This is a genomic window from Psychroserpens jangbogonensis, assembly GCF_000797465.1.
GTDB lineage: Bacteria > Bacteroidota > Bacteroidia > Flavobacteriales > Flavobacteriaceae > Psychroserpens > Psychroserpens jangbogonensis.
The window spans coordinates 302,802-318,479 of sequence record NZ_JSWG01000012.1 but is presented as its reverse complement, the minus strand read 5'-3'; the positions used below and the strand labels follow the sequence as shown (position 1 = coordinate 318,479).

General features: G+C 32.5%; 15 protein-coding genes. All 15 read right to left on the bottom strand.

Annotation, left to right across the window (positions count from 1 at the left end):
* Positions 1 to 12: 12 nt before the first annotated feature.
* Positions 13 to 2,037: an NADPH-dependent 2,4-dienoyl-CoA reductase gene (locus RH81_RS13530; protein WP_033961202.1), complete on the bottom strand. Its 2,025-nt coding sequence runs from the start codon at positions 2,035 to 2,037 to the stop codon at positions 13 to 15.
* A gap of 138 nt (positions 2,038 to 2,175) precedes the next feature.
* Positions 2,176 to 2,967 (bottom strand): hypothetical protein, encoded by a 792-nt coding sequence (locus RH81_RS16580; RefSeq protein WP_052172553.1) that lies wholly within the window; start codon positions 2,965 to 2,967, stop codon positions 2,176 to 2,178.
* A gap of 3 nt (positions 2,968 to 2,970) precedes the next feature.
* Positions 2,971 to 3,999, bottom strand: a complete 1,029-nt coding sequence (locus RH81_RS13520) for a Rieske 2Fe-2S domain-containing protein (protein ID WP_033961199.1) — start codon at positions 3,997 to 3,999, stop codon at positions 2,971 to 2,973.
* On the bottom strand, positions 3,990 to 4,400 hold the full coding sequence (locus tag RH81_RS13515; RefSeq protein ID WP_033961190.1) for a hypothetical protein: 411 nt from the start codon (positions 4,398 to 4,400) through the stop codon (positions 3,990 to 3,992). The genes RH81_RS13520 and RH81_RS13515 overlap by 10 nt, the downstream gene beginning before the upstream one ends.
* A gap of 2 nt (positions 4,401 to 4,402) precedes the next feature.
* Positions 4,403 to 4,615, bottom strand: a complete 213-nt coding sequence (locus RH81_RS13510) for a hypothetical protein (protein ID WP_033961189.1) — start codon at positions 4,613 to 4,615, stop codon at positions 4,403 to 4,405.
* 1 nt (position 4,616) lies between these two features.
* A complete protein-coding gene (locus RH81_RS13505) occupies positions 4,617 to 5,243 on the bottom strand; it encodes a Pycsar system effector family protein (protein ID WP_052172552.1) in 627 nt (208 codons plus the stop codon).
* Positions 5,244 to 5,265: 22 nt separating this feature from the next.
* Complete coding sequence (locus RH81_RS13500; RefSeq protein WP_033961188.1) at positions 5,266 to 7,215, bottom strand: thiamine pyrophosphate-binding protein; 1,950 nt, start codon at positions 7,213 to 7,215, stop codon at positions 5,266 to 5,268.
* A gap of 5 nt (positions 7,216 to 7,220) precedes the next feature.
* On the bottom strand, positions 7,221 to 8,450 hold the full coding sequence (locus tag RH81_RS13495) for a cation:proton antiporter (protein WP_033961187.1): 1,230 nt from the start codon (positions 8,448 to 8,450) through the stop codon (positions 7,221 to 7,223).
* The gene (locus RH81_RS13490) at positions 8,450 to 9,196 is read right to left on the bottom strand and encodes a hypothetical protein (protein ID WP_033961185.1); all 747 of its coding nucleotides are present in this window, start codon (positions 9,194 to 9,196) and stop codon (positions 8,450 to 8,452) included. Before RH81_RS13490 ends, RH81_RS13495 begins: the two co-directional genes overlap by 1 nt.
* A 3-nt stretch (positions 9,197 to 9,199) precedes the next feature.
* Positions 9,200 to 10,813 (bottom strand): glutamate synthase-related protein, encoded by a 1,614-nt coding sequence (locus RH81_RS13485; protein WP_033961182.1) that lies wholly within the window; start codon positions 10,811 to 10,813, stop codon positions 9,200 to 9,202.
* Between the two features lie 209 nt (positions 10,814 to 11,022).
* Complete coding sequence (locus RH81_RS13480) at positions 11,023 to 11,694, bottom strand: Crp/Fnr family transcriptional regulator (protein WP_033961179.1); 672 nt, start codon at positions 11,692 to 11,694, stop codon at positions 11,023 to 11,025.
* 316 nt (positions 11,695 to 12,010) lie between these two features.
* On the bottom strand, positions 12,011 to 12,625 hold the full coding sequence (locus RH81_RS13475) for a deoxynucleoside kinase (RefSeq protein WP_033961177.1): 615 nt from the start codon (positions 12,623 to 12,625) through the stop codon (positions 12,011 to 12,013).
* Positions 12,626 to 12,627: 2 nt separating this feature from the next.
* Positions 12,628 to 13,410: a hypothetical protein gene (locus RH81_RS13470; RefSeq protein WP_033961174.1), complete on the bottom strand. Its 783-nt coding sequence runs from the start codon at positions 13,408 to 13,410 to the stop codon at positions 12,628 to 12,630.
* A gap of 33 nt (positions 13,411 to 13,443) precedes the next feature.
* A complete protein-coding gene (locus RH81_RS13465; RefSeq protein WP_033961173.1) occupies positions 13,444 to 14,124 on the bottom strand; it encodes a response regulator transcription factor in 681 nt (226 codons plus the stop codon).
* Positions 14,117 to 15,646, bottom strand: coding sequence for a sensor histidine kinase (locus RH81_RS13460; RefSeq protein ID WP_033961172.1), 1,530 nt, complete (start codon positions 15,644 to 15,646; stop codon positions 14,117 to 14,119). Before RH81_RS13460 ends, RH81_RS13465 begins: the two co-directional genes overlap by 8 nt.
* Positions 15,647 to 15,678: the final 32 nt, after the last annotated feature.

Below are 15,678 nucleotides of genomic sequence, written 5' to 3'. Positions count from 1 at the left end.
TAAACAACAATATTATAACTGAGCCGCTAATCTTGCTCCTTGATTAATTGCTCTTTTAGCATCCAATTCTGCAGCTATATCTGCACCACCAATTATATGAACATTTACTCCTTTTTCTTTTAAAGGATCTAAGAATTCTTTCAAAGGTAATTGTCCTGCACAAATAATTATATTATCTACTTCCAATAATTTATGTTCTTCGTTTTGAATATAGTGAAGCCCTTTATCATCAATCTTGGTGTATTGTACTTCATTAATAAATTGAACTTTTTTCTTTTTCAAAGTCGAACGATGAATCCATCCAGTAGTTTTTCCAAGTTTACCTCCAAATTTGCCTTTACTTCTTTTAAACATAAAAACCTCTCTAGGAGAATGTTGTTCTTCTGCTTTTATGCCTTCTATGCCACTTCGAGAATTTAAGGTTTTATCTATTCCCCATTCTTTTAACCAGGCATCAATATTCAATGCAGTTGACTCTCCTTCGTGCGTTAAATATTCTGACACATCAAATCCTATTCCACCTGCACCAATAACAGCAACGCGCTTTCCTACTGGTTTTTTTAATTTTAATACATCAATATAATTTAATACTTTTTCATGCTCAATTCCATCAATTTTCGGTGTCCTAGGTTTAATTCCAGTTGCAAGAATTACCTCGTCAAAATTACCCTCGGCAAGATCATTTTCCGAAACTCTAGTATTTAATTTTACAGTTACATTATGTAATTCTATTTGTTTCTTGAAATAACGAATTGTTTCGTAAAACTCTTCTTTTCCGGGAATTTGCTTTGCAATATTAAATTGTCCACCTATTTCTTTATCTGCATCAAAAAGAGTTACTGTGTGTCCTCTTTGCGCTGCAATAGTTGAAGCTGCTAATCCTGCTGGACCAGCTCCTACAACTGCAATTTTTTTCTTTCTATCTGTTGGAGTATAATTTAATTCTGTTTCGTGGCATGCTCTTGGATTTACCAAACAGCTTGCAACCTTTTGTTCGAAAACATGATCTAAACATGCTTGATTACAACCAATACATGTGTTGATTTCATCAGCACGTTCTTGCTCTGCTTTATTAACCCATTCTGGATCAGCCAAAAATGGTCTTGCCATAGAAATCATATCAGCATGTCCATCTGCTAAAACCTTTTCGGCAGTTTCTGGCATGTTTATTCTATTTGAAGTAATTAATGGAATTTTAATCTCTTCTTTCATTTTTTTAGTAACCCAGGTAAAAGCTGCTCTTGGAACAGAAGTTGCAATAGTTGGAATTCTTGATTCATGCCAACCAATTCCCGTATTGATAATTGTTGCACCTGCCTTTTCAATTTCTTTACCTAATTGAACTACTTCTTGCCAAGTACTACCTTTCTCAACCAAGTCAAGCATGGATAATCGATAAATGATGATAAAATCTGAACCAACGGCTTCTCTTGTTTGCTTTACCAATTCAATTGGCAAACGCATTCTATTTTCATAATTTCCACCATAATTATCGGTTCTTTTATTGGTTCTTTTCGCAATAAATTGGTTGATTAAATAACCTTCAGAACCCATTATTTCCACACCATCATAACCTGCTACTTTTGATAGTTTCGCACAGTTCACAAAATCTCGAATGGTTCTTTTAATACCAGATTGATTGAGTTTAAAAGGTTTGAAAGGTGTTATTGGTGATTTAATTTTTGAAGGCGCTACACTAAAAGGATGATATCCATAACGTCCTGCGTGTAAAATTTGCATACATATTTTTCCTCCTTCTTTATGAACCGCTTGTGTAATTGCTTGATGATGACGTGCATGTTTTTTTGAACTCATTCTTGCAGAAAATGGACCTGTCCATCCTTGAATATTTGGTGCAATACCTCCAGTTACTATTAAGCCGACACCGCCTTTAGCTCTTTCGGCATAATAGGCTGCTATTTTATCTATTCCATTTTTCTCTTCTTCAAGTCCTGTGTGCATAGAACCCATTAAAATTCTGTTTTTTAAGGTTATAAACCCTAAATCTAATGGCTCGAAAATGTGTTTGTACTTCATGATTTTTGTTAAATTAATTATTATGCACGCATAATAATTACAAGATACAGAAATAAGTTAAAACAAAAAATGCACTGCTAAATTTTGGAGGATTAATTACGTTTATTATCGAAACATATAAGTCAAGAGCAAAATAATTTAATATATAGAAGATGTTTCATTTAACTCTAGGATGTCTGAAACCTTAATTTTTAGAAGAAACCAATCTTCCATTTTTTCTACAGTTCCAGTGATTTCAGATGGTTTTCCTATAAAAGGAAGTATATCTTGGTTTATAGGATTGCCTTTTAAATCAGTAATTAAGTAATATTGAGATATATTATTATTGTCCGTTGTTGCTAAAACGGGAGGAATTCCGCCCGAAATACAGCGAACAGCACAGCTTCTATGAATTTTCCCTTTGCCTGGTTTCATAACACCAAAATAACATTTAGGATCAATGATTTCACCTCGTAGAGTCATTTTGCTAATAGCGACTTTAGATATTGGTTTTTGTTTTATGCCTTCTTCTAAAATCACTTTTTCATCATTAGTAATTTGAATTAATGTTTTTCCATTGTAATAAATCAAATTGCCTTCTATGCTTAAAGTCTTTCCATTTAAATCTTTTACTTCATTCTGTATACGTTCTAAAAAAGGATTAGCACTCGACTTGCCAAACCCGAGAAGTAGAATGGTTTTATACGTGTTTTTTGCAACTTCTACACGAAGCATTGGATATGGATTCTCATGAAATGTTCCAGTTATTTTAGTTTCACTCAGCAATTCAAAAGTGCTGTTTTTAAATGGTTTTTGAGAAAAACTAAAGAGTAATGCAGAAACTACTATTAGAGCGATTGAAGAGATCGCAAAACGCTTTATGACTTGTTTTGTTTTAGAACCTAAGCTTCCGTCTATATATGGTACATAAAAGTCGTCGTTTTTTTTCATTTTTTAAAAATTACAAGGTTCAACTTCAGTGCCTTCGTCAAAAGCTTTCGGGTTAATAAAAACGGTGTCACCCTCAAGTTTTAGTTGGTAGGTGGAAACTTTTTCGGTAAATGGAGGAGGAGATTGACCGTTATGAGGTAAATATTGATAACCATGCCAAGGACAAGTAATGCATCCGTCAATAATTTTTCCTTCACCTAATGGACCTCCTTGATGTTTACACACATTATGGATAGCAGATAGTTTTCCGTCGTATTTAAAAATAGCAACGCGTTCATTTTCCACTGTAAAAATTTTAGCTCTGTCTTCTTCTATTTCAGAAATATCACAAACGTGAAGCCAGCCTTCTTTTTCTTCAGTTTTAGTAGTATCAATTTTTCGTTCTTTAAATGCTGTAATTAGATGTAGACTTGCAACAATTAGAAAGCCAATGATCATGATTCCAATTGTAAACAAAGAGGTTTCCTGTTGAAAAGCACCTAGAAATACATGAGCAATTATTAAAGCATACGCAAAGTAGACCATCATATGAAGGCGTTTCCAGACCTTTGCCGAAAGGTTTCCGAGGAAAAAATCATGGCTAGTTGATGCCATTACAAATAAAATAATTAATGCTAAAAACCCTAAAACTTGAAATGGAAAGTTGGTTAATGAATCATAATCCATATTAGATGTAAAAATTGAATATATAGGATTTACATCACCTAAAGAATGAAATTGAAATATAGAAAAACCACCATGAATTAAGGCAGCAATAAACATACTAACGCCTAAATGTCTTCGGTTATAAAGTATGGGCAAAAAACTAGAATTTAATCTAGCTAATGGACCAATTACTAAAATAATATGAAGCATAACAATTGCTAATGACCCAAACGCTCTAATAACTAATGTCTCTATACTTGTTTGAGAATTAAAAACTAAGGTTATAGCAGCAAATAAAATAATATATAACAACATGCTACCTGCGATTATTTTATCGTAAGTTTTCTTGTCTTTGTTCCAAAGTACTAATTGATAATCTAATCCCATTGAAATGAAAATTTGGTTATTTCTATGTTTTTTAAATCATCATAGATTATGATTCCTTTAGGTAGATTTTTAATTTCGAAATTGTAGATGCCAGCAGTTGTTATTTGCCCAATAACACTGGGCTTATTTCCTTTTTCATCCATTTCATAAACTACAGATGATGAATTTTTTAAAGTAGACTTTAAAATGATTTCTAAATGACTTTCAAAAACTGAGGTTTTCACGATATCATTTTCAAAGGATTTGAGGTTCACTTTTTTTGAACCTTCAAGTGTTGACGAAGTGTTGTCTTTTGATGAGAAAACATCTAAATCTTTCACTGATAAAAACATGATTACTGGAACAATAATGATAAGTAATAACCAAATAAATTTATGTGCTTTTCGTAAACCTGATGTCATAATTATGTGGTTTTTGATTTAAATAGTCGTCCAATTAAAAAAGGCCAAGTTGCAATTACTCCTGGTAATAATAAAATGCGCACTTTCTTTTGAGTGTCTTTCATTAAAGGGTCTAATTTAGTTGCGCCTTTAAAGAGAAAGTACAATCCAAAAAGTAATCCTATTGCAAAATAGATTCCTAGAAACGCTAGAAAAATAGTGATGATTATTTCCATATTATATCAAATTTCCAAATAAAGCGTGACAACCAACAAACGCAATCACAGATAAAATAATTCCAATTAAAAAGATATTAAACGATTTACGAAGTAACTTAAATTTACGGTCTATCGTTTTTCCTAGATAGTAAGTATCTTTAGCAATAGTTTTATATAATTCATCGCCTTCATTCATTAAATTAGTAATCTTATTTACATACTCATCTTCTTCCATGTCTTGAAAATTACCATAAAACATTAAGTTTTTTGCTTCACTTTTTCCGTGAACTAGTTCAGGACGTGTGGCAAAAATCGCAAAGGTAATTGAAGCTAAATTCGTTATTAAAATCATTATTATTGGATAAATAAGATGAGGATCACTACTTAATTGACTCATTACAGTACCAAGTATTAAAGATAAAATTAAGGCATTAATAGATATTAAAATATTTGATTTTGTATCTATCATTGTATTCAAAGTGTATTGATTTTTAGACAATAACCTGAATAAGGTTTCTACTCCACGTTCTGATCGAGGAGCAACTTTAGCTAATTTCTTTTTTAATTGTTTTAACCCTTCTCTATCAATATCTAATTCATTCATTAAATATTCATCTTTCGCCTTATCATTTTTTTTATCACTCATGATGCCTATTAATTTATTTGTATTATATCAAATTAACGTCTGCCATTATTTCTAAAACGCCTGCTCTAGGTTGTGAGAATAATTCTTGCATTGCGTTTTCTAACTCTTCTTGTTTTTCAACACGTTTTCCCCAAGCACCACATGACTGAGCAAATTCTGAAAAATTCGGATTTGATAAAGATGTTTTCCAAACATCAAATTCTCCAGCGCGTTGTTCTTTCGATATTTTTCCTAATTCATGATTGTTAATTATGATCAACTTTACAGGCATGTTATATTTTACTAGTGTTGTAATTTCAGCTAGATATTGGCAAATACCTCCATCTCCAGCAACAGCAACTACAGGTCTGGCGTCTCCTACAGCAGCCCAAGCTCCAATTGCTGCAGGTAAAGCAAATCCTATTGATCCTAAATATCCAGACATTAGAAAATCTTGATTTTTTGGTTCAAAATAACGGCCAAAAGAATAGGCATTATTACCAACATCAACACACATCACAGCATTTTCAGGAGTGAGTTTGTTCATGGTTTCAAATACAGCTATTGAGCTTATACCATTATCTGACGTTTCTAATAAACGTTTTTGCTTTTCAGTTTTCCAAATTTTCCAACGCTCAGCTATTTCACCTCGTTGATCATCTGTGTTAATTTGCCCTTTTAATTCAGAATTAAATATGTCTAAGGTTCTTGAGATTTCTCCCCAAACAGCCACTTCAACTTGATGAAATTTACTTAATGCTAGAGGATCGAAATCAACTTGAATGATTGGTTTTTTTGGTGTAATTCCTGTATGATTAGAAAACGAAGCTCCAAATACAATGAGTAAATCTGCTTCATTCATAAACCATGACGCTATTGGTGTTCCGCTTCGACCTAAAACGCCTCCGCCAAGTGGATGATTATCTGCAATTAATCCTTTCCCTTTAAACGTCGTTACAACTGCTGCATTTAAACTTTCGGCAAATTTAACAACTGCTTTTTTGTGCTCACGAGAACCATGTCCCATAATAATTACTGGTCGCTTAGCTTTTTTTATTAAAGAAATTGCATCATTAACAGCTTCAATTGGAGGTGCGATTTCTAAAGATGTAATTCTGTTTTCGGGACCTTTAGCTTTGGAATTTGGATTTACTTTTTTCTCTTGTACTTCATCTGGGAATGTTAAATGAGAAACATCACGTTTTAAAATAGCATGCTTTACTGCTAATGACATGAGCTCAGCATGTCGACTATCACTTTGCACACGTTGATTAAATTCGGCAACCGTATTAAAACCTTGTACTAAATCGACTTCTTGAAAATTTCCAGTACCAACAACTTGAGTTTTTACTTGACCAGTTAAAGCTAGAATTGGAGCGCGATCTACTTTGGCATCCCAAAGTCCAGTATACATATTGGTAGCTCCTGGACCAGCAATAGAAAAGCATGCTGCTGGTTTACCTGTGAGTTTCCCGTAAGCTGACGCTGCAAAAGCTGCTGCACCTTCATGGCGAATACCATAAAAATTAAGGTTTCCTTTTTCTTCTTGACGTCTCATGGCATCTGCAAAACCAAGGTTTGAATGACCAACCATTCCAAAGACTTTATTTACGCCCCAATTTACCATGGTTTCTACCATGATATCTGATACTGTAGGTTCGTGTGCATCTTCTTCTTCAACACCAACATAAATGGCATCACCATCTTCTTTTACCGGAAATGTATCTATACCATCGTCGAAACCTCCAGGCGGTTTTCCTGAACATGGATCAAAGTCCCAACCATGCCAAGGACATCGTAGTAATCCGTTTTCAATCGAACCTTCTCCTAATGGACCTCCTTGATGAGGACAGCGATTATCAAGTGCTGAAAATTTCCCTTTGTAATGTGTTAAACAAATGCCTTTATGATTTGCAGTAACTGTTTTTACGCGACCTTCAGGTAGCTCATTTTTGTTACTCAATACTTTATGCCAAACGATTTTTTTTTCCATTAGTTCTATTTTAATAGTTTTGAAACTAGTTTTTCAATACTTAGACCTTGGGCAATAATTGAGAATACCACAACTACGTAGGTTGCATAGACTATAATGTCTTTTACTTCACCTTCAGGTAGTGATAGTGCAAGTGCGATAGAAATTCCACCACGTAGTCCAGCCCAAGTTAATATTAAAGCTTCATTTTTATTTACTCGATGTGATTTTTTAAGGAACAAATTCGATAATTTAATGGAAATGAACCTAGCTAGAAGGACCAGTACAATAGAAACAATTCCCAATATTAAATGATAAATGTTAAAGTCTAAGGTGATCATTACAATACCAATCAGCACAAATAAAACGGCATTAAATATTTCGTCTAATACTTTCCAGAAGATATTCATGTGGGTTTTTAAATCTGCAGAAATAACTTTAGCATGTAAACTGTTACCAATGATAAGTCCAGCAACAACCATTGCAATTGCTCCTGATATGTGAAGCATATTAGATAGCACATAACCACCCAATACAATGGCTAAAGAAATATGCACTGCTATGACCGATTGTTTGTTGACGCTTACAATACATTTTTTTCCTAAATGCCCTAAAACGATTCCCATTAAAAATCCTCCTCCTGCTTCTTTACCAAATTCGGAAGTAATATGTGAGAAATCAAACTCATGCGCCATTGTAGCTATGGAGAGGACCGACAAAAATACGACAATACCAACGCCATCATTGAATAGTGATTCTCCAACAATTTTAATTTCCATATGTTTTGGAGCACCAGCTTTTTTCAGTAATGCCAATACAGCAACAGGATCTGTAGGTGAAATTAAAGCACCAAAGACCAGGCTATATAGATAATTTATGTTTAGTCCAATAAGTGATGCGACATAGTAAAATGCCGTACCTATAATAAACGTTGATACAACAACACCAAACGTAGCATAGATAAAGACAGTAAATTTTTCTTTTAATAATCCTTTTAAATTAACGTGAATAGCACCAGCAAAAAGTAGAATGCCTAATAAGAAATCGAATAAGATAGTTTTAAAATCTATGCTTCTTGCAAAGTCTGTAACTTGATCAAAATAAGTTTGATTGATAAAATAACTAGCTGCAAACAATAGTGATACAAGTATTGAAAGAATCATAACGCCTATTGTTTCTGGTAGCTTTAAAAACTTTGCATTTAAATAGCTTAAAAAAGCTGCAAGGGCAATAATACCAACAAATATTTCGAACATTATTTTATTGAATTTAGATATGTATTAATAGCAATTTGGCAAAAATCAATTGCCGCATGCTCTTCAAGCTCACTTATAGAGTTAGCAAAACCTTGCCAACCATTATTGTAATACGTTTCTTTATTTATACTGTTTGATAATTCTATGTCTATGGGGTCTTGGCCGTTATAGCCACTTATATAAAAATAAAAGTCATCAATTAATGAATCTGGAATAGACATACCTAAACCAATAGAAAGCGTTTGGTTGATATTAATAAATGCTCCTGTATCAAAATGATGAGGCCAAATCCTAATTAGCGATTTATAGTTGTTAGATTTTAATACACTAGAAATAACATTTTGTGCTAAATCTCTATTTGATATTAATACATTAAGGTCCTTTTGATTAGTTAATTTAAAACGTATTGTATTTGTAATCTCATCATATGGAAGGTCATAATGTAAACTGTAATTGTATGTTTTATTTATGCCGTTATTTTTACTTGTTTCAGAGATCCAATCAACAACCTCTAAATGAGTAGTTTCATTTAGTATATGGTATTCTTTGTTACCATTGTGATGTGTCCATTCTAGAGAAAAGGTCTCATAATTTAAACCAAGTGTGTCACCATTAGGGAATTTATGTGTTTCGAGTGTATGGTTTCTCCAGCCCAAATTTGTATGACTATCATCGTCTTTGTGGTCAATAAAACTAATGGCTGCAGTTGCTAGGTACTGAGCAGCTATGTGCATGGTTTTTTTCATCACTTATAATTTAATTCCAGCGTAGTTAATCCCTGTAAGTTTATGCATGTCTGTATCAAATGTAGATAAGTCATTATGATTAAACTTTGTGATATCATCATAGCCACAAGACCTTGCTACAACCTTAATGAGGTCGTTAGTTGCATCAAAATAATTATGTAATTGTTTCGCTGATGATTCTATAATTAATCTACTACGTAAAGATTCTTTTTGAGTTGCAATTCCAACAGGACAATTATTTGTGCCACAAGCACGCATTCCCAAACATCCAATAGCTTGCAAAGCTGAATTAGAAACTGCGATGGCATCTGCTCCAAGCATCATTGCTTTAGCGAAATCTTCAGCAACACGCAAGCCTCCAGTAATTACTAGTGTGATATCTGAAGCACCAACTTTATCCAAATATTGTCGAGCTCTTGCTAGAGCTGGAATTGTTGGCACATTAATATGGTCTCTTAAAATAGTTGGAGCAGAACCAGTTCCTCCTCCGCGACCATCAAGTATGATGTAATCTACTCCAGAATCGAGAGCAAACTGAATGTCTTTTTCAATATGACTTGCTGCAATTTTAAATCCGATAGGAATTCCACCTGTACGTTCTCTTACTTTATCTCCAAAATCTTTATAGTCTTGAGCCGAATGAAAATTAGGATTTGCTGCTGGTGAAATTGCTGTTTCACCTTCTTTTAACCCACGAACTTTTGCTATTTCCGCACTTACTTTGCTTCCTGGTAAATGACCTCCTGTTCCAGTTTTAGCGCCTTGACCACCTTTAAAATGAAAGGCTTGAACGTGGTCTAATTTATCCCACGAAAACCCAAACTGAGCAGAAGCTAATTCATAAAAGTATTTTGAATTGCTCGATTGTTCTTCTGGAAGCATTCCTCCTTCGCCTGAACAAATTCCTGTTCCTGCTAGTTCTGCGCCTTTACTTAGTGCAATTTTTGCTTCTCGTGATAATGCGCCAAAACTCATGTCACTCACAAATAAAGGAATCTCTAATTCCATTGGTTTTTTTGCATTTGGTCCAATGATAACTTTAGTGGCTACAGCTTCATGATCTAATAGCGGACGAGTTGCCAATTGTGCTGGTAAAAATTGAATATCATTCCATTTAGGTAATGTATTTCTATCAACTCCCATAGATGCTGAAAATCCATGATGACCAATGTTTTTCAAACCATTTTTTGCTAATTCTTTTATATAACCAGTATAAGGTTCTGTGTCTTCTGGATGTGTATCTGCATATGCACCTAAATATTCATCACGATTAAATGGTTGTGGGTGATTAGCGACATAGGCATCAACTTCAAACGCATCTACCATTAAATTATCGCCTTCAATTTTAGTAGAAAACTTATGAAGCACTTCTTTGTTATTGTATTCTGAAACTCCAGAATCTACTCTATAATCCCAACCATGAACACCACAAATTAGATTGTGACCATCGACATGACCATCAGACATTAGAGCACCTCTATGAAGGCATCTTCCGTAAAGAACAGATATGTCTTTATCAAATTTTACTACAACTAAATCTAATCCATTTACAAGAGCATGTTCTGGTTGTTTATTTTTTAATTCACTTACTTGAGCAATTACAATTGGTTTTTTCATGTATTTGATTTTGATTTAATGTGAAGTGTGATTGAATATTGTAAAAAGCATGTACCTAACCCAACTAAAATAGAAGCAAGAAAGTCTAAAGAGCCTAGAGTTTTGGTTAGTTTCATTTTGTTGTCAATCGGTTAGTTTTTATTTTGTCGAAATATGTTAAAATTACTTTCAATTTAGACTATGGCAACGATCAATGTGTTTATAGCCTTTTATATATCTGCCTTTTCTGTATACGAAATGATTTGCGTATTGTAATCTATCAACCCTTTTTTTCGCATTGAGCTTAAGACATTGCTAACAGTTTGTCTTGATGTGTTCGTAAGGTTAGCAATCTCTTTATGTGATAAAAGGTTTTTTGCTACAAACTGATCTGGTTTGCTTCCTTCATCAAATTCTTTAATGAATTGAATAATGAATTCTTTTATTCGTGTTGCACTGTCTTTATATAATAAATCACTTAATCGTCTTTCGAGTTTCTTGATGCGAAGTCCATAAATTTTAAGAACTCCATTTTTAAGAGATTTATGCTTTTCCATAAGTTTCTCCATTTGATCAGTTTCGATATAACAGATTATGCTATCTTCTAAAGCGTATGCTATTTCTTCTTTAGCAGCTTCTTTATTATAAAGGGAAAGTTCGCCAAAAATATTACCTCGTTTCACTATATATTTTACTGAGTCATTTGCGGTGTTTACAATCTTTACACTTCCTTTTTTTAAAAAGAAAACACTTCTGTCACTTTCATGTTTAAGTGATACTAAATCCCCTTTATTGAAATTATCCATTTCTAGAATTTCACAAATGCGCATCATATTATGAATTCCAAGTTTTTTAAAAAGGTTAAACCCTTCTAAAAACCAATATTTAGTGATTGCTTTCAAAAAAGAATAGTTATTAAATCAAATGTAGCTAATTAAACAGCTTTAGAATTACATTAATTTTTTGAGAGTTACTTCATACGACACGTACGTTTCTTTTTCAAAGTAATTATAGAAATTATTAAAAGGTGGTATAAGAAAATTCAGTTTGAACTGAAAAGACTAGTAACGGTTGTCAATTAGTTTGTTACTAAAGTTACAACGTTTGGGTGACAAAACATAGACGCAGTGCCAACTATATTGTATGCGTATAGTTTATGTATGGTTTTGAAACCAACAAGTTTAAGTGTAATTAAAGAAAATAAGCGGAAATTGAGTTTTAAAACAAACCGTTAATTTGTGCATCAATTCTGTTGATGATATCTCCTAAATCTTCAGGATTTGCAACAAAATCAAGATTGTCAACATCAATAATTAATAAGTTGCCTTTATCATATTTAGTGATCCAAGCTTCGTAACGTTCATTTAATCGGCTTAGATAATCAATACTAATTGTATTTTCATAATCACGTCCCCTTTTATGTATTTGAGCCACTAAATTTGGAATAGAACTACGTAAATAAATCAATAAATCTGGACCTTCAACAAAAGATTCCATCAAATCAAAAAGCGAACGATAGTTTTCAAAATCGCGATTGGTCATTAAGCCCATTGCGTGCAAGTTAGGTGCGAAAATATGCGCATCTTCATAAATGGTTCTATCTTGAATGATGTCTTTACCGCTCTTACGAATTTGCGCGACTTGACGAAATCTACTGTTTAAGAAATAAACCTGTAGATTAAAACTCCATCGTTCCATCTGGTTGTAAAAATCATCGAGATAGGGATTGTCCACAACATCTTCAAGTTGAGGCTCCCATTTGAAATGTTTAGCGAGTAATTTTGTAAGTGTTGTTTTACCAGCACCTATATTTCCAGCAACTGCAACGTGCATATCTAATTGGTTTTTAGTTGGTATTTATGGAGTTTTTCAAGATCGTAAATATACAAGGTTTCATTGGTCAATAAAAACTGATTTATTAACAATTTTGGAAGATTTATAGGTGTGATGTCTTCTTTTTTCTTGTGTTTAAAGTATAAAGTGTCTTCTTTTTTTAAAATAAGATGCCCATTACTTTTAGATAATTCGGTAAAGCCTGTGTTTTCAATTTTAGAAATCATACTTCCAAAATAATTATATTGATACAAATAGTTTTCGGTAAGTAGCCAGCAATAGTTGTAATCACTTTCTAAATCTAATACTAAAGATTGCACAGGAACTGCAGAAAAACGTGTTTTGTTTGTTTTGTAATCGTATAATTCTAACTGCTGAAAATCGACATTAAATACCCAAAGCGTATTGTCAAATCCAGTGGAAACAAAATTCACATTTTTATAAGGTTGGACAGTATTGAAATCAACTTTAAAAATTTCAGCAAGTCGATTATCTAGAATAACAACCAAATTAAAATCCTGATAAAATAAATTAATTTTTAAAGGATTGAAGGCGTTGGCTGTTGAGATTTCACCTAATTGATAATTACTGTAATTTATTGAAGTACCATCCTTACTTTCTTTATAAAGGATGTTATTTTGTAAGTAATAAAACGTTTCAAAATTATCTATGGAAACAATCTGATCTATTTCAAGATCTGTAGAACTTGTCAATGTAGCATCAATAATTTCCTGACTATTGGTTGAAATTGAAAGAAAAAAGAAGATGTAAATAAAGTATCGCATAATGATTTGAAAAGTACAAAAATCAAACCACTTTTAGCATATTAATTTGTACCCAAAACCTCTAACGTTTAAAATTTGAATTGAATTGTCTTTGCTTAGCTTTTTACGAAGCTTGGTAATAAAGACATCCATGCTTCTGGCATTAAAAAAATCATCACTTCCCCAAAGTTTAATAAGGATTAAAGAACGTTCAAGAACACTATTTTTATTTTTCACCAAATGAAATAGCAAATGTGCTTCACGATGTGTGAGTTGTATAGGTTCCTCCTTTTGAAATTGCAGAATTTGCTTAGGGAAATCAAAAGTGTATTCGCTTAACTGTAGTATTTCTGATGTCTTTTGAACTTTAGTTCGGTTGAGCAAATTGTTGATTCGAACAATAAGTTCTTCCATACTGAACGGTTTTTTGAGATAATCATTACCACCAATTGTGAATCCTTCAACTACATCTTGAGTTTGTGATTTTGCAGTTAAAAAAATAATGGGAATAGCATCGTCAATAGCCCTAATGTCTTTAGCTAAAGTGAAGCCGTCTTTTTTTGGCATCATTACATCTAGAACGAGGAGCTCTGGACTTTTTGTTTGATAGGTTTCTAATGCTTTTTCTCCATTATCACATAACAACACATTAAAGTCTCTAGTCTCTAAACTTTCTTTAATAATTTGTCCTAAAGCTGGTTCGTCTTCAGCAAGTAAAATGGTTGTTTTATGCATATGGCAAGACGATTTTAAACGTCGTTTTATTTTTGTCTAGTTGAATTTGAATTGTACCGCTGTGCTTTTCAATGATTTTTTTGGTGTAATATAATCCTATTCCAAATCCTTTAATATCATGTGTGTTGCCTTTTGGAACACGGTAAAATTGTTCAAAGACCCGATCTTTATTCGCTTTTGATAGTGATGTTCCAGTATCTGAAACTGTTATTTCTATTTGTGATGATTTACTTTTTAGCAAAACCTCAATCTCATCGCCTCCATACTTAAATGCATTATCGATAATATTATTAATAGCATTTTCAAAATGAAACACATCTACATTAATAAATACGTTGTCATCGAGATCATAAGTTATCGATTTGTCATTTTGCATTTTATGCTTTTCAACTACAGTAGTTATGACTTCTGAAATATTATAACGGTCTTTATTAAGTTCTAAATTCTCACTGTCTAGTGTGGCTGTTTCTAGAAGTTTCTCAACCATAGTATTTAGTTTAGATAATTGTGTGCTAGACATATCTAAGTAAGTTTTTGTTTTTTCTTTATCGTCAATAGCATTAAAACTCTTAATGCTTTCTAAAGCAACACCAATGGTAGCAATTGGTGTTTTAAACTCGTGTGTAATATTGCTAATTAAATCGTTTTTAACTTCAGACAATTGCTTTTGATATTTGATAATCTTTAGCAAATAAAATAAGCAACTTATAACTGCAAGAACAATTAAAAGCGAAATGATCATGCCGCTTAAAATGCGTTTAAAAACAAGCCATGTTATATTTTTAAAATAGATATGTAATTCACTGTTTTTCGGTAAAAACGCAGAATTAGAAACTGCCCTTAGTTGATTTTTATCTATCAATTCTTCTTTGTCATATTTGATGATTTGACGATTATCAAATAGTTTATTTTCAACAGACTCTAGATAATCTAAGCTAAAATCAAAATTCATCTTTTTTAGACCTAAATCTTTAGTGATTAAACTGTCAATAGTATTAAGATTTAATGTGTCACTTGTGATTGAAATCATAACTTTAGAAGTTAGCATTTCAAAATTTGTGAGGTTCGTACTGTCATTATTTTTTCTTAATTCCCTAAACGGATCATCTAAATCTCCACCAATCCAAACATTTCTTTTATGGTTTTTATGATTCATTAGAGAGTCGGCATCTAGTCCTCTTAGTATAGTAACACCATTTATTTCGCTAATACTAATTGAATCTAATCCATCTAGCTGGTTTTTGCTTTCGTCAATTGTTTTTGTTATTTGCTCTAAAACACCATTCTTTCTAAAGACCTCTTGTTGTGCATTACCTTCAAATTTTAGAGCAAGAGTAGTTTGGTGTGCTAGATCTGTATAATAATCATCAACAGCTTTATCTAAACTTGATTGAACATCAGAAATTAATTGCTGCTTACTAGACAAGTAGTTTTTGTAATTCCAATAGGTTTGTATTGCAATCGTAGATAGAATTACAACGATGATAATATATAATATGTATCTGAATTTCGAATCGTTCATGATTCAAATGTAAATGTTAAAACCTATAAAAG

Excerpts from the sequence above, each read along its gene's own strand:
- RH81_RS13500 (WP_033961188.1), bottom strand. The coding sequence starts at position 7,215 with ATGGAAAAAAAAATCGTTTGGCATAAAGTATTGAGTAACAAAAATGAG.
- RH81_RS13530 (WP_033961202.1), bottom strand. The coding sequence starts at position 2,037 with ATGAAGTACAAACACATTTTCGAGCCATTAGATTTAGGGTTTATAACC.
- RH81_RS13460 (WP_033961172.1), bottom strand. The coding sequence starts at position 15,646 with ATGAACGATTCGAAATTCAGATACATATTATATATTATCATCGTTGTA.
- RH81_RS13515 (WP_033961190.1), bottom strand. The coding sequence starts at position 4,400 with ATGACATCAGGTTTACGAAAAGCACATAAATTTATTTGGTTATTACTT.
- RH81_RS13465 (WP_033961173.1), bottom strand. The coding sequence starts at position 14,124 with ATGCATAAAACAACCATTTTACTTGCTGAAGACGAACCAGCTTTAGGA.
- RH81_RS13520 (WP_033961199.1), bottom strand. The coding sequence starts at position 3,999 with ATGGGATTAGATTATCAATTAGTACTTTGGAACAAAGACAAGAAAACT.
- RH81_RS16580 (WP_052172553.1), bottom strand. The coding sequence starts at position 2,967 with ATGAAAAAAAACGACGACTTTTATGTACCATATATAGACGGAAGCTTA.
- RH81_RS13505 (WP_052172552.1), bottom strand. The coding sequence starts at position 5,243 with ATGAGTGATAAAAAAAATGATAAGGCGAAAGATGAATATTTAATGAAT.
- RH81_RS13510 (WP_033961189.1), bottom strand. The coding sequence starts at position 4,615 with ATGGAAATAATCATCACTATTTTTCTAGCGTTTCTAGGAATCTATTTT.
- RH81_RS13470 (WP_033961174.1), bottom strand. The coding sequence starts at position 13,410 with ATGCGATACTTTATTTACATCTTCTTTTTTCTTTCAATTTCAACCAAT.
- RH81_RS13475 (WP_033961177.1), bottom strand. The coding sequence starts at position 12,625 with ATGCACGTTGCAGTTGCTGGAAATATAGGTGCTGGTAAAACAACACTT.
- RH81_RS13485 (WP_033961182.1), bottom strand. The coding sequence starts at position 10,813 with ATGAAAAAACCAATTGTAATTGCTCAAGTAAGTGAATTAAAAAATAAA.
- RH81_RS13495 (WP_033961187.1), bottom strand. The coding sequence starts at position 8,450 with ATGTTCGAAATATTTGTTGGTATTATTGCCCTTGCAGCTTTTTTAAGC.
- RH81_RS13490 (WP_033961185.1), bottom strand. The coding sequence starts at position 9,196 with ATGAAAAAAACCATGCACATAGCTGCTCAGTACCTAGCAACTGCAGCC.